Genomic DNA, 17,384 nt, shown 5'->3' on the forward strand with positions numbered 1-17,384 from the left:
CTGACCCACGACCAGTTGGTGACCTGCATGGTCGGTCGCGATATCCAGGATATCTACGATTACCGACCGCGTGAGCAGGGCGAAGTGGCGCTCAAGGTCGAGGGCTTGCTCGGCCCCGGCCTGCGTGAACCGGTGAGTTTCCAGGTGCGCAAGGGCGAGATCCTCGGCCTGTTCGGGCTGGTGGGGGCAGGGCGCACGGAGCTGTTGCGCCTGCTCAGTGGGTTAGAGCGCGCCAGTGCCGGCAGCTTGGAACTGTGTGGGCAAGCGCTGCAACTGCGCTCACCCCGCGACGCCATCGCCGCCGGGGTATTGCTGTGTCCGGAGGACCGCAAGAAAGAGGGCATCATCCCGCTGGGCAGCGTCGCTGAAAACATCAACATCAGCGCCCGTAGCGCCCATGCCTCGTTCGGCTGGCTGCTGCGCGACGGCTGGGAGAAGGGCAACGCCGAGCGGCAGATCCAGGCCATGAAGGTCAAGACGCCGAATGCCGAGCAGAAAATCCTCTACCTGTCGGGCGGCAATCAGCAGAAAGCCATCCTTGGCCGCTGGCTGTCGATGCCCATGAAGGTGCTGTTACTGGACGAACCCACCCGCGGTATCGACATCGGCGCCAAGTCGGAGATCTACCAGATCATCCATAACCTGGCAGCCAGCGGCATTGCGGTGATTGTGGTGTCCAGCGACCTGATGGAGGTGATGGGCATCTCCGACCGCATCCTGGTGCTGTGCGAAGGCGCCTTGCGCGGCGAACAACTGCGAGAACAGGCGACTGAATCCAACCTGCTGCAACTGGCCTTGCCACGCGGCCTGGCGAACTGAGAGACGACCATGACTATTCAAAACAACGCGCTGCCCTCGGCACGCAAACCCCTCGATATACGCGCATTGCTCGATAACTGGGCGATGCTCTTGGCAGCGGTGGGCATCTTCGTACTGTGCGCGCTGCTGATCGATAACTTCCTCTCGCCACTGAACATGCGCGGTCTGGGCCTGGCAATTTCGACTGTCGGTATTGCCGCGTGCACCATGCTGTTTTGCCTGGCCTCGGGGCACTTCGACCTGTCGGTAGGCTCGGTGATCGCCTGCGCCGGGGTGGTTGCGGCGATTGTGATGCGCGATACCGACAGCGTGATGCTGGGCATTGGCGCAGCGCTGCTGATGGGCCTGATGGTGGGGCTGATCAATGGCATCGTGATCGCCAAGCTGCGGGTCAACGCCTTGATCACTACGCTGGCAACCATGCAGATCGTGCGCGGCCTGGCTTATATCTTTGCCGACGGCAAAGCGGTGGGTGTGTCCCAGGAGCAATTCTTTGTGTTCGGCAACGGCCAATTGTTTGGAGTGCCGGTGCCGATCTTGATCACCATTGTCTGCTTCCTGTTCTTCGGCTGGCTGCTCAACTACACCACCTATGGGCGCAACACCATGGCCATCGGCGGTAACCCGGAAGCGGCGCTGTTGGCGGGGGTGAACGTTGACCGCACCAAGATCCTGATCTTTGCCGTGCACGGCCTGATTGGCGCGCTGGCGGGAGTAATCCTGGCTTCACGCATGACCTCCGGTCAGCCGATGATCGGCCAGGGCTTCGAGCTCACGGTGATCTCGGCCTGCGTGCTGGGTGGGGTGTCGCTGAGCGGTGGTATCGGCATGATCCGGCATGTGATTGCCGGGGTGTTGATTCTGGCGATCATCGAGAATGCGATGAACCTCAAGAACATCGATACCTTCTACCAGTATGTGATCCGCGGCTCGATCCTGCTATTGGCCGTGGTCATCGACCGCATGAAACAACGCTGAACCCAGGCCCTGTGAAAAACCAATGTGGGAGCTGGCTTGCCTGCGATAGCGGTGGCACAGGCTACGCAAGTGTTGCCTGAACCACCGCTATCGCAGGCAAGCCAGCTCCCACAGTTTAATCAGCGGTGAACTTGAAAATAGTGTGTTGGCTGTAAGTCTGCCCTGGATTCAAACGCGTTGAGGCAAAGCTCGGCTGGTTAGGCGCATCCGGAAAGTGCTGGGTCTCCAAAGTAAACCCACTCCAGTGCTGATAGGCCTTTCCGCCTTTGCCCTTCACCGAACCGTCCAGGAAGTTGCTGGTATAGAACTGTACGCCAGGCTCTGTGGTGTAGAGCTGCAAACGCCGCCCCGACTCAGGGTCATGCACTTCGGCGGCCAGCTGTTTCACATTCCCTTTGGTATCCAGCGCCCAGTTGAAGTCGAAGCCACCCTGTTTCGGCTCGGCGAATTTGAGCTGCGGATGGTCGTCTTTGATGTGCTGGCCGATAGGTGTGGGCTTCAGGAAGTCCATCGGCGTGCCCTTGACCGGCGCCAATTCACCGGTGGGAATCAAGGTGGCATTCACTGGTGTGTAGTGGCTGGCGTGCAAGGTGGCGACCTGCTTGAGAATGTCGCCGTTGCCCGCGCCGGCCAGGTTGAAATAGCTGTGGTTGGTGAGGTTGAGCACCGTCGGTTTATCGGTGGTGGCGGTGTAGTCGATGTGCAGTTCGTTGTTGTCGTTGAGGCGGTAGGTGACCTCGGTTTTCAAGTTGCCCGGAAAGCCCATTTCTCCGTCCTTGGACAGGTAGGTGAGGGTGACGCCCACCGAATCCTTGTCCTTGACCGATTTGGCTTGCCACACCTGCTTGTCGAAGCCCTGGGCGCCGCCATGCAATGAGTTGGGGCCGTCGTTGAGCGGTACCTGGTAGCGTTTGCCGTCGAGTTCGAAGGCGCCGCCGGCCAGGCGGTTGCCGAATCGGCCGATGGTGGCGCCGAAAAACGCGGTACCGCCTTGATAACCTTGCACGTCGTCGAAGCCCAGCACCACGTCGTCGAGCTTGCCGTGTTTGTCCGGCACTTTTAGCGACTGCAGCACGCCGCCGTAGGTGATCACCGTGGCTTGCATGCCATGGCTGTTGCGCAACACGTACTGTTCGACGGCGGTGCCATCGTTGGTTTTACCGAAGGGTTTGTGTTCGCTGCTAAGGCCAGCGGCGTGCGCGCCGCCGCTGGCGATCAGCATGGACAACGCGAGGCCGGACAGCAGGTATCGAGGGTGCTTCATGGTCGAACTTCCTTTTGTTGTTTTGCTGGAATAGTTCTACTAATTTGAGATATTTTGTCGATATGACAGCAGATTTATAGCCTTTAACGCCGTTCTTGCAAAATAAAATAAGACTAATTAAGCGGAGCACTGATTGTTATGACTACCCAGCAAGCGATTTATCCCGACCTCAAGGACAAAACCGTGCTGGTTTCCGGCGGGGCTTCGGGGATTGGCGAGTTCATGGTGCGGGCCTTCGCCGCACAGGGCGCCAAGGTGGCGTTTGTGGACCGTGCACAGAGCCAGGGTGAACGCTTGGCGGCGCTGCTGAACTCCAAAGGGCAGCGTGTCGAGTTCGAGTGCTGCGATATCACCGACGAGATCGGTTACCGCGCCGCGATCGGGCGCTTCGAGCATTCCCTGGGGCCGATCACGGTACTGGTCAACAATGCAGCGAACGATGTGCGCCACAGCCTGGAAGAAATCGACTCGCACATGTTCGACCAGCTGATTGCGGTCAACCTCAAGCACGCCTTCTTTGCCGCCAAAGCGGTGGTGCCCATGATGAAACAGGCCGGTGGCGGCTCGATCATCAACCTGGGCTCGGTGGGCTGGATGATGGCCTCGGCCGGCTACCCCGTATACGCCGCCAGCAAGGCCGCCGCCCACGGCATGACCCGAGCCCTGGCGCGGGAACTGGGGCCCAACCATATCCGCGTCAACACCTTGGTGCCGGGTTGGGTGATGACCGAAAAACAACTGGCCATGTGGGTCGACGACGCCGCCAAGGACCTCATCGCCCGCAGCCAGTGCCTGCCGGGCAGCGTGATGCCGGAACACATCGCCAACATGGCGCTGTTTTTGGCCTCGGATGCCTCGGCGATGTGCTCGGCGCAGAACTTTATCGTCGACGGCGGCTGGGTGTAGCGACGCGAAAGGAGCCCTTGGTAGGAGCGAGCTTGCTCGCGAAAACCGTCAACGATAACGCGGGCCTTCTGAATGAACGCGGCGCCTGTGAGTTTTTCGCGAGCAAGCTCGCTCCTACACATTAGCGCGAGTTCATTCGATGGGGTAACGCTTGAACGCCGGGTGCTGCTCCAGGCGTTCAGCATGGCGTTTGAGGTTGGGGAACGCATCGGCCTTCACCACCGAGGCCACGGTGAACTGGCTGAACGACCAGGCGACCGCTGCGGTAATCGACGCCTGGGTCAGCGCCTGACTGTCTGCCAGTTGCTTGTCCAGCAGCTGATAAGCCGCCAACAATTGCCCGGTAACGCGCTCAAGCCACGGCGCATGCAGCTTCTCGGCGGGGCGAAGGTTGTGTTCATAGACGATCTGCACGCTTTTTTCACAGGCCGCCAGCGCGAGCCCAAGCAGTTGCAGGTCGCGGGCGCGTGCCGCCGGTTGTTGGGGCAGCAGCTTCTTGTCAGCCGGCGCCAGCGCTTCCAGGTAATCGAGGATCAGGCTCGAATCCATCAGCACCGTGCCATCGTCCAGCACCAGGGTAGGGGCCTTGACTACCGGGTTGATCTGGGCAAATTCAGCGTAAGTGCTGAACACCGACAGCGGTTCATGCACAAAGCCCACCCCGTATAACTCCAGGGAAACAGCCACGCGGCGTACGTAGGGCGAGTCCAGCATTCCGACCAGTTTCATGCAGCCTCCATTGCTTACAGGGTGTTGGGCTCAAGAGATTACGGGCACGGGCCGGGCGTGCGCAACGGCGTTGTGCAGCAGCCGATACGCTTGCACCAATTGATCGAGGCTGAACGCCAGGTTGCGCCCGCTGGGGTTGGGCAGCACCCAGACCGAGGCGTCGCCCAGTGGCTGCGCTTGCAAACCCCAGGCGACCTCGCGCTGGCCGGTCAGCGCGCTATAGCCGGGCTTGCCGAGGAACGCGACGAAGCGCGGTGCATGGCGGCGGATCTTGTGTTCGAACGCCGCCGCCGCGTCCTGGAATTCATGCCGCGCCAACTCGCCTGCACTGGCCGTGGGGCGCTCCACCAAGGTGGTTAATCCGCAACCGTAGTGCAGCAAGGTGGCGCCGTCTTGCGGGCGAATCTCATGGGGCGTGAAACCGGCCAGATGCACGGTGCGCCAGAAGCGGTTGCTGCGATTGGCAAAATGCAGGCCGAGGGCTGCCGAGCCCTTGCCAGGGTTGATGCCGCAGAACAGTACGTGCAAGTGGTCGGCGAGGAGGTCGTCGAGTCGCTCGTTCATGCCGGATCTTCCATGCTGATAGGTGTGACGAGTCATCAACCTTTGGTTTAGTCTGCAACGCTTAGTGGATCACAAGCGCCTCTGGAGCATTGATTATGACCGAGTACGTACCTGCCAAAGTCTGGACCTGGGACGCCGAAAGCGGCGGCACCTTCGCCAGAATCAACCGGCCCATCGCCGGCGCCACCCACGAAAAGCCACTGCCGGTGGGCAAGCACCCGCTGCAGTTATACTCCCTGGCCACGCCCAATGGGCAGAAGGTCACGATCCTGCTGGAAGAGCTGCTGGCCCTGGGGCACAGCGGCGCCGAATACGATGCCTGGCTGATCAAGATCGGCGACGGCGACCAGTTCGGCAGTGGCTTTGTGGCGGTGAACCCGAACTCGAAGATTCCTGCGCTGATGGACCACAGCGGCGCCACGCCGATTCGCGTGTTCGAATCAGGCGCGATTTTGCAGTACCTGGCCGAGAAGTTCGGTGCGTTCCTGCCCACGGAGCCCGCCGCTCGGGCTGAATGCCTGTCGTGGCTGTTCTGGCAGATGGGCAGCGCGCCTTACCTGGGGGGCGGCTTCGGGCATTTCTATGCCTATGCGCCGAGCAAGATGGAATACCCGATCAACCGCTTTGCCATGGAGACCAAGCGCCAACTGGATGTGCTGGATAAGCGCCTGGCGGTCAGCCAATACATTGCCGGGGATGACTACACCATTGCCGATATCGCGATATGGCCTTGGTACGGTGGGTTGGTCAAAGGCCGTTTGTATGGTGCGGCGGAGTTTTTGTCGGTGCATGAATACAAGCATGTGCAGCGCTGGGCGGATGCGATTGACGCACGGCCGGCGGTGCAGCGTGGGCGGCGGGTGAACCGGGTGTCGGGGGATGATCAGTTGCCCGAGCGCCATGATGCAAGTGACCTGGATTGATACGATAACCAGGTAGGAGCGAGCTTGCTCGCGAAAAACGTCAACGATAACGCGTGCTTCCTGAATGAGCGCGGCGTCTGGGCGTTCTTCGCGAGCGAGCTCGCTCCTACAAAGCTGCGTTATTTGTAGCGCTGCTCAAACACCGCCACCTGTTCAGGTGTGATCAGTTCAAATGGCACCCACACCTGTGCTTCAACCTGCTCGCCCTTGATCATCCGCACCGCCGCTTGCACGGCCTGGGCAGCCTGGGCCTTGGGGTCCTGGAACACCGAGCCCGCCAACAGCCCGCGCTTGATCGCTGCCAGGCCATCGGGCAAGCCGTCGATGCCGACAATTGCAATCTCGCCCTTGGCCTTGCCTGCTTGTTGCAAGGCCATGGCCGCGCCAATCGCCATTTCATCGTTGTTGGCGACAATGGCATTGAACGCGGTGCCGGCCAGCAACCAGTTGCTGGTCAGGTCCATGCCTTTGCTGCGCTGCCATTCGGCGCTTTGCTGCTCGACGATCTTGATCCCCGGGAAGTCCTTGAGCACCTGTTTGACCCCCTCGGTACGGGCATGGGTGGCGTTCTGCGCAAGGTCGCCCATGATGATCGCCACGTTGCCCTTACCACCCAGTTTTTGGGCGAGGTAACGCATCTGCAATTGCCCCGCTTCGATGTCGTTGGAGGCCACCGTGACCACGCCCTCAGGCAGCGTACGCTCATCCGGGTGGCGGTTGACGTACACCAGCGGCGTCTTCGCCGCCACGGCTGCGCGGGTGATGTTGGCGGTGGCGGCGGTGTCGACCGGCAGCACGATCACCGCATCGACCTTCTGGTTGAGAAAGCCTTCGACCTGATTGAGCTGGCGCACCACATCGCCCTGGGCGTCTTCGAATTGGATCTGCACGTCCTGGTGTTTGGCTGCCGCTTCCAGGCCGGTGCGCACGTAGGTCATGAAGTTATCGTCCACCCGGGCAATGCTCACGCCGATGCGATAGGCGGCGAAGGACCACTGGCTGAACATCAATAACAGCGCGGCCATTAGTAATGAATAACGGTGCATGAGGCTGTTCCTTTTATTGTTATAGGGTGAATGCCTGGCGGAAACGCTCCAGGGCCGTCTCGCTGTCGCCGCTGGCCCAGCCCTCCAGGCCGACCACACCGGTGTAACCCATGGCGTGCAAGGCCCGTGCAATGGCCGGGTAGTGGATTTCGCCCGTGCCGGGCTCCTTGCGTCCAGGCACATCAGCGACCTGGATTTCGCCGATGGCGCTGCCAGCGCGCTGGATCAATTCGATCAGGTTACCTTCGCCAATCTGCGCGTGGTACAGGTCCAGGTTCATCTTCAGATGCGGGCTGCCGACGGCTTCGATCAGGGCCAGGGTGTCGTCGGCACGCGCAAACGGTGTACCGGGGTGGTCGACGGCGGTGTTGAGGTTTTCCAGCAGGAACACGCGGCCGGCGTCTTCCCCCAGGCGCGCGATTTTCTCCAGGCTTTTGCATGCGCTCAGCCACATGCGCCCGGTGGTGTGGCTGACGGGCTGCACGGGCAGGCCGCCTTCACCCAGGCCCGTGCCATGCAGGTTGAGGCAGGGGCAATTGAGGCGCTCGGCAATGCCCAGGGACTCACGGGCGCTGTCGAGCAATTGGCGGATGCCGTCGGGGTCGGTGAGGGTGCCGGTGAGGTAGCCGGTCATCGAGGTGAAGTCCGCACCGGTCGCCGCCAAGGCCTGAATGTCCTTATCGGCCCAACCCCAGATTTCGGCGCTGAAACCCAGGGCATGAATACGTTTGACCCGTTCGATGAAGGGCAGGTCGAGGAACACCATTTCGGCGCTGACGGCCAATTTGAACGGCATCATCAGCGGGCTCCTTGAACGGCCACGGCCTTGCCGGTTTGGTACGATTCAATGCAGGCACGGGCAATTGCCAGGGCTGCACGCGCATCTTCACCGCTGGCCAGGGGCTTGGCGCCGCTGCGCAGGCAGTCGACAAAGTGGTTGAGCTCGGCGATGTAGGCGTCGCGCAGCAGGTCGGTGTCCATCCGCTGCGTGTCTGCCTGGATGCCCTCGGCCAGGTAGCGCACCAGGTCGCAGTCGTTAAGGCTGCCCATGCTCAGCATGCCCTTGCTGCCGAACACTTCGCCGCGCACATCGTAGCCATACACGGCCTGGAAGCTGGCTTCGGCGGTGGCAATGGCGCCGTTGTCAAAGCGCAGGGTGACCACGGCGGTGTCGAGCAAGCCTTGGCTTTTGAATTGCGGGGCAATCAGTGCGTCCGCCATCACCTGCACCTGTACCACTTCGGCTCCGGGGTTGAGGTAGCGCAGGGTGTCGAAGTCGTGGATCAGGGTTTCGAGGAAGATCACCCATTGCGGTGAGTTGGCCGGGTTGTTCAGCGCCGGGTCGCGGGTCAGCGAGCGCAGCAGTTGCGGCGTGCCAATACGTCCGGCGACGACGTCGAGGTGCGCCGTGCGAAAGCTTCTGGCGAAGCGCCGATTGAAGCCGACCTGCAGGGGCACCCGTGCATCGGCAGCGGCGGCGATGGCGCGGTCGGCTTCATCCAGGGTAATCGCCATGGGTTTTTCGCAGAAGATGCCCTTACCGGCACGTGCGGCCTTGATCACCAGCTCGGCATGGCTACGGGCAGGGGCGGCGATGAGTACGCCCTCGATGTCCGGGTCGTCCAGCAGCTGTTGCGGGTCGGTGTAGGCCTTGTCCACCCCCAGTTCTGCTGCCAGGCGAGCGGCCTGGCCTGGGACGGGATCGGCGATGGCGGCGAGGCAGGCACCGGGGATATGGCGTGCAGCGGTAAGGCCATGGAAGCTGCCCATGCGGCCGGCACCGATCAAGCCCAGGCGGATGTTCTGTGTACTCATGAAACGACCCCTTTTGTTGTTATGGGCCCCCAGGACCGTCCTGGGTGACACAGGGGCAAGAGCAAGGCCTGTGCCAGTTTATAAGTAGCTGATTTATAAAGGCTTATTATTTTAATCAAACAAAAAGTGTTCATTTTTATGACATGTCTATACTGACATGTCGAAAATATGAACATGGATAACCGCAATGACCCAGGCGTTCAGTGTGCAAGACCTCGAATACCTCACGAACCTGGGGCCTGCCGCGCTGAACGACGGGCCCATCGCCGCGTTGGAACAGGCGTGGCGAGAGTGCCTGGCTGGCCAAGTCGTGCGTCCGGACGGGGTGCGCCAAGTCATCTGGGATTCCTGGCGACGCAGTGTCGAGGCGGGTATCGAGCCCGGTCACAACGACTACCGCTTTGTTGCGCCTCATGCGCTGGCGGCGACCCTGGCCCACCATCGCGCCCTGATCGCCGCCGCCGCGCAGGTCATGCATGGATTACTGGCTTACAACCCGCGCGGGCATATCAACCTCACGGATGCCGAGGGCACGACTCTGTATTTTTGCGGGCTGGACATCACCCCGGTGGGCAGTCGCTTGCTCGAATCGGTGCAAGGCACCAACTGCACCGGCCTGGCCCTGGCCGAAGATCGCCTGGTGTATGTGCTGGCGGAAGAAAATTTCGCCAGCGGCCTGCGCCAGCGCCACATGCACTGCGCCGCCGCGCCGATCAAGGATGCCCAAGGCCAGACCTTGGCCATGCTCACCCTGACCGCCGAGCCCGGCTGGTTTCATTTCCATACCCTGGGCACCGTTCAAGCGGCGGCCGAAGCGGTGTCGCGGCAGATGGCGCTGCAGGTGTTGCTGGAAGAACAACAGGCCGTGCTCGAAGTGCTCAACGAAGGTTTGGTGGTGCTCGATGAGCGTGGCTGCATCAAGGCACTCAACCGTTATGCGCGGCAACTGTTCGGGGTGGGGCGCGAGTTGATCGGCAGTCCTTTCCAGCGCCTGGGCCGCAGTGAACTGAGCGACGCGCTAGGTGAGCCGGTGCGCGACCGCGATTGCACCTTCCACTTGCACGACGGCAGCCAACTCGCCTGCCTGGTTTCGGTATGCCCACTGGAGCAGGGTGGAGTGATTGTGTCGGTGCGCGAAAACCGCCGTATCCGCGAGATTACCCGGCGCATTATCGGGACCCAGGCCCGCTATACCTTCGAGACCATCCTGGGCACCTCGCGGGCCATACAAGATGCACTGCACCTGGGGCGCATTGCCAGTCGCAGCGAGTCCACCACCTTGATCCTCGGCGAAAGCGGCACCGGCAAGGAGCTGTTTGCCCAGGCCATTCACAACGGCAGCGAGCGTTGCAACGGCCCGTTTGTGGCGGTCAACTGCGGCGCGATCCCACGGGACCTGGTGCAGAGCGAACTGTTCGGCCACGTCGAAGGTGCGTTCACCGGCTCGGCGCGGGGTGGGGCGGCAGGCAAGTTCGAACTGGCGGATGGCGGCACCATCTTCCTGGATGAAATCGGCGACATGTCCTTCGATGCCCAGGTCAGTCTGCTACGGGTTTTGCAGGAGGGTGAAATCACCCGCGTCGGGGCCAAGCAATCGCGGCAAGTCGACGTGCGCATCATCGCGGCCACCCATCGCAACCTGAGCCAGGCGGTGGCCGAGGGCGCGTTTCGTGAAGACCTTTACTACCGACTCAACGTGCTGAACCTGAGCGTGCCGCCACTGCGCATGCGCCGTGACGATATCCCATTGCTGGCGCGGCACTTCCTGCAGCGCTGTGCCCGCTCGCTACGTAAAACGGTGCAAGGTTTCGCGCCGGATGCGTTGGCGTTGCTGTCAGCCCATGGTTGGCCGGGCAACGTGCGGGAACTGGAAAACGTCATTGAGCGGGCGACCAACCTGGCGATGGGCGAGCTGATTCAATCGGCTGACTTGCCGTTGGAAACCCAGCAACGCACCACGTTGCGCGCCTACCAGCCCCAGCCCGCGCAGGATTTGAGCAGCCATGAAATGCATGCCATCGTTGCCGCGCTCACCAGCACCCACGGCAACATTCGCCTGGCCGCACAGCAACTGGATGTGTCGCGGGGCGGGCTGTACAACAAAATGAGTCGGTTTGGCTTGAGCGCCGCCGATTTCCGTGAGCGCTGAAACCTCAAGCCAACCCGATCAGTTGCACAGGTTTTCCGGGGTCACTATCTGCGGCGGTATATGTACGCGGTGCCTCAAGGGCTCAAACCCCTCATCACTCTGCAAGCGCACCAGCAACTCCACCAGCGCCACGGCCGTTTGCCGTGGCTGCGAGTCCATCACCACATCAATCAAGCCGTTGCTCAATGCCTGACGCGACAACGGCGTGGACTCTTGCAGGATGCAGCACAGCGCCGGGCGCTTGGGCAGTTGGGCTAAGGCGTTGATCACACCGTCGCCACCACCGCCGACCACGCATAACCCACGCAAATCGGTATGGCGGCTGAGCAGGTCGAGGGTGGCTTCTTCGGTGATGTCGCAGTTGTCCAGGTTGATCAGCGGCTCCAACGGCTTGAGCCCCGGCGCGTGTTCGGCCAGGTAGCTGTGCAAGCCCTCGACCCGTGCCTGATGGCCGAGAAAACGGTGGCCACCCAACAGGATGCCCACGCTGCCTTTGCGTGCGCCGCAAGTGCGCGCCAGCAGCCAGCCCATGGTGCGCCCGACCACGTGGTTGTCCTGGCCCACATAGGGTTCGGCGGCGTGTTCATGGATGTCCGAGAGCAGGGCAACCACCGGCACGCCCGCTGTGCGGATCTGCGCCAGGCAGGCGTTGATCAATGGGTGGGCGAAGCTGACCACCGCGAGGGCGTCGCACTGCACGGCCAGTTGTTCGATTTGCGCGACGATGGCGCCGGGCGTGCGGTCGTTGATGTAGTCGAACTGGCAGCTCAGGTTGGCGGTGGCGTGATGCTGCGCGGCCTCGCTGATGCAGTGTGCCAACTGCGCATAGAACGCTTGGGCGGTCCCCAGCAACAGCACGCCGAAACGGTAGGTGGGCCGGCGCTCGCGAATGCGTTGGCCGATCAGCCGTGCGGCGAAATAGCCCACCGCTTCGGCGGCCTGGAACACCTGTTCGGCGGTGCCGGGGTTGACCGGCGCGCGGGCGTTCAACACGCGGTCGACGGTGGCTACGCTGAGCCCCGCCTGGGCGGCAACGGTGGCGATGGTTGGGCGTTTGTTGTTGTGCATGGCAGGCCCCTTGAGCGTCTTGATAGAAAACTATCAAGCTCCGCTGGGCCTGGATGATAGCTTGATAGGGAATGGATTCAAGGCCTTGAGGGTGATTTAGCCGCGCTCTATGGTTGGTTTCGCAAAGCCCCTGAAACCCACGCTTGCGGAGAACAATAACAATGCCTGAACACACCGCTCACCGCGCTCGGCGCGACTACAGCCTCACCGGCCCCGAAGCGGCCCGCGCCGCCGACAAGGGCCTGGTCTCGGCCCGTTGGTACCAGTCGCCCATCCCGCGCAATCGCATGAAAGCCCTGATGCAACGCCGCGACGCTCCGGCGTTGCTCGACACCGCCCTGTGGTTCTCGGCGTTGTTGGCCACTGGTGTCGGCGGCTACTGGTTCTGGGGCAGTTGGGCCTGCGTGCCGTTCTTCATCGCCTACGGTGTGCTTTATGGCACGGCCTCCAACCCGCGCTGGCACGAAACCGGCCACGGCACGGCGTTCAAGACCCGCTGGATGAACGATGCGCTGTACCAGGTGGCGAGCTTCATGTGCCTCTTCGAACCCCACGTGTGGCGCTGGAGCCACGCCCGTCATCACACCGACACCATCGTCGTCGGCCGTGACCCGGAGATCGTCGAACCGCGCCCGCCCAGCTTATGGATGATGGCCCTCAGCCTGTTCAACCTGCCCCTGGCCTGGAAGACCTTCAGCGGCGTGGCCCGCCACGCGCTCGGGCGAATGAGTGCCCAGGAGCAGGACTTCATCCCCGAATCCGAGTGGCCCAAGGTGTACCGAGATGCGCGTATCTGGGTCGGTCTTTATGCGGTGATCATCGGCACTGCGCTGTACCTGCACAGCTGGTTGCCGCTGATGCTGGTGGGCCTGCCCAGCCTCTATGGCGCGTGGCTCGGCTACCTGTTTGGCCTCAGCCAGCACGTGGGCCTGGCCGAAGATGTGCTCGACCACCGCAGCAATTGCCGCACCATCTACATGAACCGCGTGCTGCGCTTTATCTACATGAACATGAACTACCACCTCGAACACCACATGTACCCGATGGTGCCTTACCACGCGCTCAGCCAGCTGCACGAAGAGATCCGCAGCGACTGCCCGCCGCCGTATGCCAACCTGTGGCAGGCCTACCAGGAAATCATTCCGACGATCTGGCGCCAGCGCAGCGACCCCAGCTACTTCGTCCAACGCCCCGCCCGTGGCGAGCAAGCTCGTTCGCCACAGAGTAAGAGCCAGTCATTGGAGATAAATGCATGAACGATCAATGGATCGACGTCTGCGCCGTGGGCGAAATAGAAGCAGAAGACGTGCTGCGCTTCGACCACGGCGCGCAGACCTACGCGGTGTTCCGCTCTGCCGAGGATGAATTCTTCGCCACTGCCGGCCTGTGCACCCACGAGAAAATCCACCTGGCCGACGGCCTGGTGATGGACCATGTGATCGAATGCCCCAAGCACAACGGGCGCTTTGATTACCGCTCTGGCAAGGCCTTGGGCGCGCCGGTCTGCGTCAATCTGAAGACCTACCCGGTGCGGGTGGATGCGGGGCGAGTACTGCTCGCCGTCACGGCCGAAGGATGAACGCCCCCCTGATCATCGTCGGCGCCGGCCATGCTGGTGGCCGTGCGGCACTGACTTTGCGTGAAGAAGGCTACGGCGGGCGCCTGATCCTGATCGGCGATGAAGCGCACTTGCCCTACGAGCGGCCACCGCTGTCCAAGGGCTTGCTGCAAGGCTCGACCGACCTGGCGCAATGCAGCCTGTGCGACAGCCAGCAGTTGGCGGCGCTCGAGGTAGAGCATATCGCCGCCAACCCGGTCAGCCGCCTGGAGCCGCAGCACCACCGGTTGCAACTGGCCGATGGCCAATGGTTGAGCTATGCCGGCCTGCTGCTGGCCACCGGAGGCCGGGCGCGGCGTTTGCCCCAAGAGCAGGCGAATGTCTTTTACCTGCGCACCCACGATGAAGCCTTGGCCCTGCGCGATAGGTTGCGCCCTGGCGCTAGGTTGGTAGTGGTTGGCGGTGGTTTTATCGGCTTGGAGGTGGCGGCGACCGCGCGGGGCCTGGGCTGCGAGGTGACGTTGCTGGAAGCCGGGCCACGGCTGGCAGGGCGGGTGTTGCCGCCGGTGATCAGTGACGCGCTACTGGCATTGCACCGTGAGCAGGGTGTGGACGTGCGTTTGAACGTTGCCCTGGAATGCATCCATGCCGACGCCGTGCAACTGGTCGACGGGCAGCGGCTGCCCTGCGACCTGGTGGTGGTCGGCATTGGCATGCAGCCCAACATCGAGTTGGCCGCAGCGGCGGGCTTGGACGTCGGGCAGGGCATTCGTGTCGACGCGCAGTTGCGCACCAGTGCGACGAATATCTACGCGGCGGGGGACGTGTGCGAGTTTCGCCTGGCGGGCCTTTATCAGCGCCAGGAAACCTGGCGCAACGCCGAAGCCCAGGGCCGTCTCGCGGCGTTGAACCTGCTGGGGCGCCAGCTGGCGTTCGAGACGATCCCGGGTTTCTGGTCCGATCAATACGCGTGGGGTTTGCACACCGTCGGGGTGATGACTGCGCTGATGGTTCGCCGGCAATTGCCCGAAGGCGGCCTGCTGCTGTTCTACCTGGACGACCATCACCGTTTGCAAGGCGCCTGCGGTTGGGCCATGGGTAACCGCGCAGCCAAGGACATCAAGCTGTGCGAGCGCTTGATCACCGCCCACATCCCGCTCAACCCGGCCAGCCTGGCCGACCCTGACGTCTCCCTGAAGCCATTACTGCGAGGCTGACATGCGCCAGTTCTTAGTATTCCAATCGATGTGGGCCATGCAAACCGAACCCGGCAGCCTGGAAGCGCAATTGGACCGCATCGCCGCCGCCGGTTTTGATGGCATCACCGACCATTACTGGGCGCCGGCGTCGGTGCAGCGCCTGCACGCGGCGGCCACGGCCAGGGGCTTGCAGATTGAAGGGCAACTGTTCCCGCAATCGGTGGAAGATCTAGCCAGGACATTGGAGGTGATCAGCCGTCACGGCTGTCACCACCTCACCTTGCAAGCCGACGTGCGCCCGCGTACCCAGGCCGAGGCGGCCAGGCTGATCGACGGCTGGCAACGCCTGGCCGAACAGGTGGACTTCCCGATCCTGCTGGAAACCCACCGTTACCGGCTCACCAACGACCTGTTGTTCACCCTCGACCTGCTGGCACAGATGCCCGATCTGAAACTGCTCGCAGACCTTTCCCACTACGTGGTTGGCCGCGAGTTGCCCGAGCCCGGCAGTGTGGAAGACGACGAACAGATACGCACCATCCTGCGTCACAGCTGGGGCTTTCATGGCCGCATCGCCAGCAGCGAACAGGTGCAGGTTGGTCTGGATTTTCCCCAGCACCAACCGTGGGTCGAGCGGTTTACCGGCTGGTGGCGCTATGGGATAGAACACTGGCTGGGCCGCGCTGACACCCCCCAGAGCTTGTCCTTCACTTGCGAGTTGGGCCCGCCACCCTATGCGATTACCGACGCACAGGGGCGCGAACTCACCGATCGCTGGGCCGAGGCGCTCAAGCTCAAAGCCCTGATTCGCCAGGTGTGGGCCAGTTGCCCTCGATGATCTGCTAATCTGCGCAGGTTCAAATCGCCCTCAGCCTGTGGAACGCCCATGAAAACCTGCCCCGTCCGTCCTCCGCTCGAACCGCAATCGGTGTGCCACCCGATCACCAGCAGCGCGATCTTCATGGTCGCCACCCTGGCGCCCGATGCGGTTGAAAACGTGCGTGCCTGGTGCGCCGACATCGCAGGCCTGGTGCGCTCGGTAGGCAAGCGCGTGCCCTCGGGCAACCTGACTTGCGTTTGCGGGTTTGGCTCGGATGCCTGGGACCGCCTGTTCGGCGCGCCGCGCCCGGCGGCCTTGCATCCGTTTCGCGAGTTCGGTGTGCAAGGGCGCAAGGCGGTGTCGACCCCCGGCGACATCCTGCTGCACATCCGTGCCGAGCAGATGGACCTGTGTTTCGAGCTGGCGACCCAACTGATGGCGGCCCTGGGTGATAGCGTGAAGGTGGTCGACGAGGTCCAGGGCTTTCGCTACTTCGATATGCGCAGCATCATCGGTTTCGTCGACGGCACCGAGAACCCGGTGGGGCGCAAGGCCGAGGCCTTCACCCTGGTGGGCGATGAAGACCCTGAGTTCGAAGGCGGCAGCTATGTGCTGGTGCAGAAATACCTGCACAACATGACCGCGTGGAATGGGTTGACGGTGGAGGCTCAAGAGAAGGTGATCGGGCGCACCAAATTATCGGACATCGAACTGGACGAAGACGCCAAGCCGAGCAACTCCCACAGCGCGCTGACCGTCATCACCGACGAGAGCGGTGAGGAAGTGAAGATCCTGCGCGACAACATGCCCTTTGGCCGCCCAGGCGCGGGCGAATTCGGCACTTATTTCATCGGCTACGCACGTTCGCCTCAGCCCCTGGAACAGATGCTGGAAAACATGTTCGTCGGCCGCCCGGCCGGCAATTACGACCGCTTGCTCGACTTCAGCACGGCCGTGACCGGCGGCCTGTTCTTCGTGCCCTCGGCCGACTTGCTCGAAGCGCTGGCCGACCGCCAATAACCTGTAGGAGCGAGCTTGCTCGCGAAAAACGTCAACGATAACGCGGGCTTTCTGGATGAGCGCGGCGCCTGGGCGTTTTTCGCGAGCGAGCTCGCTCCTACAAGGGTCAGGTAAGCAGGCCGGTGCTGACGGCCACGATCAAAAACACTCCCAGCAGCGCGCGGTAGATCACGAACGGCCAGGTGGAGAAACGCTCCAGGAACTTCATCAGGCCCCAGATGGCAAAGAACGCCGAGACGCTGGCCACCACCAACCCGAACATCAAGTGCGGCCAGGCGTGGGCGGGCAGATCGGCGCGCAGCAGCACCCACAGCTCTTTCAAACCGGCCAGGGCGATGGCCGGCAAACCCAGCAGGAAGGAAAACCGCGCCGCTTCTTCGCGTTTGAAATTCAGGAACAGCGCCGCGGTCAACGTGGAGCCCGAACGCGATACGCTGGGAATCAACGCGCCGATCTGCGCGACCCCCACGATCAGCGCATCGCGCAAGCGCATCTGGCTTACGTCGCGGGTATGGCGGGCGCGCAC

18 protein-coding genes are annotated in these 17,384 nt (G+C 62.4%); 10 read left to right on the top strand and 8 right to left on the bottom strand.

Features of this window, described 5'->3' with window-relative positions; translation table 11 throughout:
* Together A7K61_RS26595 and araH are read left to right on the top strand one after the other, a co-directional pair.
* The coding region (locus A7K61_RS26595) for an ATP-binding cassette domain-containing protein (RefSeq protein ID WP_139129558.1) at positions 1-819 on the top strand (819 nt) is incomplete at its 5' end.
* A gap of 9 nt (positions 820-828) precedes the next feature.
* Positions 829-1,797: an L-arabinose ABC transporter permease AraH gene (gene araH / locus A7K61_RS26600; RefSeq protein WP_032892292.1), complete on the top strand. Its 969-nt coding sequence runs from the start codon at positions 829-831 to the stop codon at positions 1,795-1,797.
* 115 nt (positions 1,798-1,912) lie between these two features.
* Here araH and A7K61_RS26605 read toward each other — a convergent pair whose 3' ends face one another.
* On the bottom strand, positions 1,913-3,061 hold the full coding sequence (locus A7K61_RS26605; protein WP_069558706.1) for an aldose epimerase family protein: 1,149 nt from the start codon (positions 3,059-3,061) through the stop codon (positions 1,913-1,915).
* A gap of 138 nt (positions 3,062-3,199) precedes the next feature.
* Between A7K61_RS26605 and A7K61_RS26610 the strand changes: the two genes are divergently transcribed.
* On the top strand, positions 3,200-3,967 hold the full coding sequence (locus tag A7K61_RS26610) for an SDR family NAD(P)-dependent oxidoreductase (RefSeq protein ID WP_044272356.1): 768 nt from the start codon (positions 3,200-3,202) through the stop codon (positions 3,965-3,967).
* 132 nt (positions 3,968-4,099) lie between these two features.
* Here A7K61_RS26610 and A7K61_RS26615 read toward each other — a convergent pair whose 3' ends face one another.
* Positions 4,100-4,696, bottom strand: coding sequence for a glutathione S-transferase family protein (locus A7K61_RS26615; protein ID WP_069558707.1), 597 nt, complete (start codon positions 4,694-4,696; stop codon positions 4,100-4,102).
* 30 nt (positions 4,697-4,726) lie between these two features.
* Positions 4,727-5,260, bottom strand: coding sequence for a G/U mismatch-specific DNA glycosylase (mug, locus tag A7K61_RS26620; RefSeq protein WP_069558708.1), 534 nt, complete (start codon positions 5,258-5,260; stop codon positions 4,727-4,729).
* A gap of 95 nt (positions 5,261-5,355) precedes the next feature.
* Here mug and yghU point away from each other — a divergent pair, with 95 nt between their 5' ends.
* Positions 5,356-6,183: a glutathione-dependent disulfide-bond oxidoreductase gene (gene yghU / locus A7K61_RS26625; protein ID WP_069558709.1), complete on the top strand. Its 828-nt coding sequence runs from the start codon at positions 5,356-5,358 to the stop codon at positions 6,181-6,183.
* A 119-nt stretch (positions 6,184-6,302) separates the two neighbouring features.
* Here yghU and A7K61_RS26630 read toward each other — a convergent pair whose 3' ends face one another.
* The 3 genes from A7K61_RS26630 to A7K61_RS26640 are packed head-to-tail and all read right to left on the bottom strand — an operon-like array spanning position 6,303 to position 9,044.
* The gene (locus A7K61_RS26630) at positions 6,303-7,229 is read right to left on the bottom strand and encodes a sugar ABC transporter substrate-binding protein (RefSeq protein WP_069558710.1); all 927 of its coding nucleotides are present in this window, start codon (positions 7,227-7,229) and stop codon (positions 6,303-6,305) included.
* Between the two features lie 19 nt (positions 7,230-7,248).
* A complete protein-coding gene (locus tag A7K61_RS26635) occupies positions 7,249-8,028 on the bottom strand; it encodes a TIM barrel protein (RefSeq protein WP_044272346.1) in 780 nt (259 codons plus the stop codon).
* On the bottom strand, positions 8,028-9,044 hold the full coding sequence (locus tag A7K61_RS26640; protein WP_069558711.1) for a Gfo/Idh/MocA family oxidoreductase: 1,017 nt from the start codon (positions 9,042-9,044) through the stop codon (positions 8,028-8,030). The genes A7K61_RS26635 and A7K61_RS26640 overlap by 1 nt, the downstream gene beginning before the upstream one ends.
* Before the next feature lie 187 nt (positions 9,045-9,231).
* Here A7K61_RS26640 and A7K61_RS26645 point away from each other — a divergent pair, with 187 nt between their 5' ends.
* A complete protein-coding gene (locus A7K61_RS26645; protein WP_044272342.1) occupies positions 9,232-11,193 on the top strand; it encodes a sigma-54-dependent Fis family transcriptional regulator in 1,962 nt (653 codons plus the stop codon).
* A gap of 18 nt (positions 11,194-11,211) precedes the next feature.
* Here A7K61_RS26645 and A7K61_RS26650 read toward each other — a convergent pair whose 3' ends face one another.
* On the bottom strand, positions 11,212-12,261 hold the full coding sequence (locus A7K61_RS26650) for a LacI family DNA-binding transcriptional regulator (protein WP_069558712.1): 1,050 nt from the start codon (positions 12,259-12,261) through the stop codon (positions 11,212-11,214).
* A gap of 161 nt (positions 12,262-12,422) precedes the next feature.
* Here A7K61_RS26650 and A7K61_RS26655 point away from each other — a divergent pair, with 161 nt between their 5' ends.
* Genes A7K61_RS26655 through A7K61_RS26675 form a run of 5 tightly spaced genes read left to right on the top strand, consistent with a single transcriptional unit; the run spans position 12,423 to position 16,858 of the window.
* On the top strand, positions 12,423-13,517 hold the full coding sequence (locus A7K61_RS26655) for a fatty acid desaturase family protein (protein WP_069558713.1): 1,095 nt from the start codon (positions 12,423-12,425) through the stop codon (positions 13,515-13,517).
* On the top strand, positions 13,514-13,840 hold the full coding sequence (locus A7K61_RS26660) for a MocE family 2Fe-2S type ferredoxin (protein WP_044272333.1): 327 nt from the start codon (positions 13,514-13,516) through the stop codon (positions 13,838-13,840). Before A7K61_RS26655 ends, A7K61_RS26660 begins: the two co-directional genes overlap by 4 nt.
* The gene (locus tag A7K61_RS26665; protein ID WP_069558714.1) at positions 13,837-15,036 is read left to right on the top strand and encodes an NAD(P)/FAD-dependent oxidoreductase; all 1,200 of its coding nucleotides are present in this window, start codon (positions 13,837-13,839) and stop codon (positions 15,034-15,036) included. Before A7K61_RS26660 ends, A7K61_RS26665 begins: the two co-directional genes overlap by 4 nt.
* 1 nt (position 15,037) lies before the next feature.
* Complete coding sequence (locus A7K61_RS26670) at positions 15,038-15,856, top strand: sugar phosphate isomerase/epimerase (RefSeq protein WP_069558715.1); 819 nt, start codon at positions 15,038-15,040, stop codon at positions 15,854-15,856.
* Between the two features lie 48 nt (positions 15,857-15,904).
* A complete protein-coding gene (locus A7K61_RS26675; protein WP_054898555.1) occupies positions 15,905-16,858 on the top strand; it encodes a Dyp-type peroxidase in 954 nt (317 codons plus the stop codon).
* 106 nt (positions 16,859-16,964) lie between these two features.
* Here the strand turns inward: A7K61_RS26675 and A7K61_RS26680 are convergent.
* A partial coding sequence (locus tag A7K61_RS26680) for an undecaprenyl-diphosphate phosphatase (RefSeq protein WP_139129559.1) occupies positions 16,965-17,384 on the bottom strand: 420 nt, incomplete at its 5' end.

This window comes from Pseudomonas sp. AP42, assembly GCF_001728935.1.
GTDB lineage: Bacteria > Pseudomonadota > Gammaproteobacteria > Pseudomonadales > Pseudomonadaceae > Aquipseudomonas > Aquipseudomonas lactis.

Coding starts and splice junctions, on each gene's coding strand:
- araH (WP_032892292.1), top strand. CDS start 829: ATGACTATTCAAAACAACGCGCTGCCCTCGGCACGCAAACCCCTCGAT.
- A7K61_RS26605 (WP_069558706.1), bottom strand. CDS start 3,061: ATGAAGCACCCTCGATACCTGCTGTCCGGCCTCGCGTTGTCCATGCTG.
- A7K61_RS26610 (WP_044272356.1), top strand. CDS start 3,200: ATGACTACCCAGCAAGCGATTTATCCCGACCTCAAGGACAAAACCGTG.
- A7K61_RS26615 (WP_069558707.1), bottom strand. CDS start 4,696: ATGAAACTGGTCGGAATGCTGGACTCGCCCTACGTACGCCGCGTGGCT.
- mug (WP_069558708.1), bottom strand. CDS start 5,260: ATGAACGAGCGACTCGACGACCTCCTCGCCGACCACTTGCACGTACTG.
- yghU (WP_069558709.1), top strand. CDS start 5,356: ATGACCGAGTACGTACCTGCCAAAGTCTGGACCTGGGACGCCGAAAGC.
- A7K61_RS26630 (WP_069558710.1), bottom strand. CDS start 7,229: ATGCACCGTTATTCATTACTAATGGCCGCGCTGTTATTGATGTTCAGC.
- A7K61_RS26635 (WP_044272346.1), bottom strand. CDS start 8,028: ATGATGCCGTTCAAATTGGCCGTCAGCGCCGAAATGGTGTTCCTCGAC.
- A7K61_RS26640 (WP_069558711.1), bottom strand. CDS start 9,044: ATGAGTACACAGAACATCCGCCTGGGCTTGATCGGTGCCGGCCGCATG.
- A7K61_RS26645 (WP_044272342.1), top strand. CDS start 9,232: ATGACCCAGGCGTTCAGTGTGCAAGACCTCGAATACCTCACGAACCTG.
- A7K61_RS26650 (WP_069558712.1), bottom strand. CDS start 12,261: ATGCACAACAACAAACGCCCAACCATCGCCACCGTTGCCGCCCAGGCG.
- A7K61_RS26655 (WP_069558713.1), top strand. CDS start 12,423: ATGCCTGAACACACCGCTCACCGCGCTCGGCGCGACTACAGCCTCACC.
- A7K61_RS26660 (WP_044272333.1), top strand. CDS start 13,514: ATGAACGATCAATGGATCGACGTCTGCGCCGTGGGCGAAATAGAAGCA.
- A7K61_RS26665 (WP_069558714.1), top strand. CDS start 13,837: ATGAACGCCCCCCTGATCATCGTCGGCGCCGGCCATGCTGGTGGCCGT.
- A7K61_RS26670 (WP_069558715.1), top strand. CDS start 15,038: ATGCGCCAGTTCTTAGTATTCCAATCGATGTGGGCCATGCAAACCGAA.
- A7K61_RS26675 (WP_054898555.1), top strand. CDS start 15,905: ATGAAAACCTGCCCCGTCCGTCCTCCGCTCGAACCGCAATCGGTGTGC.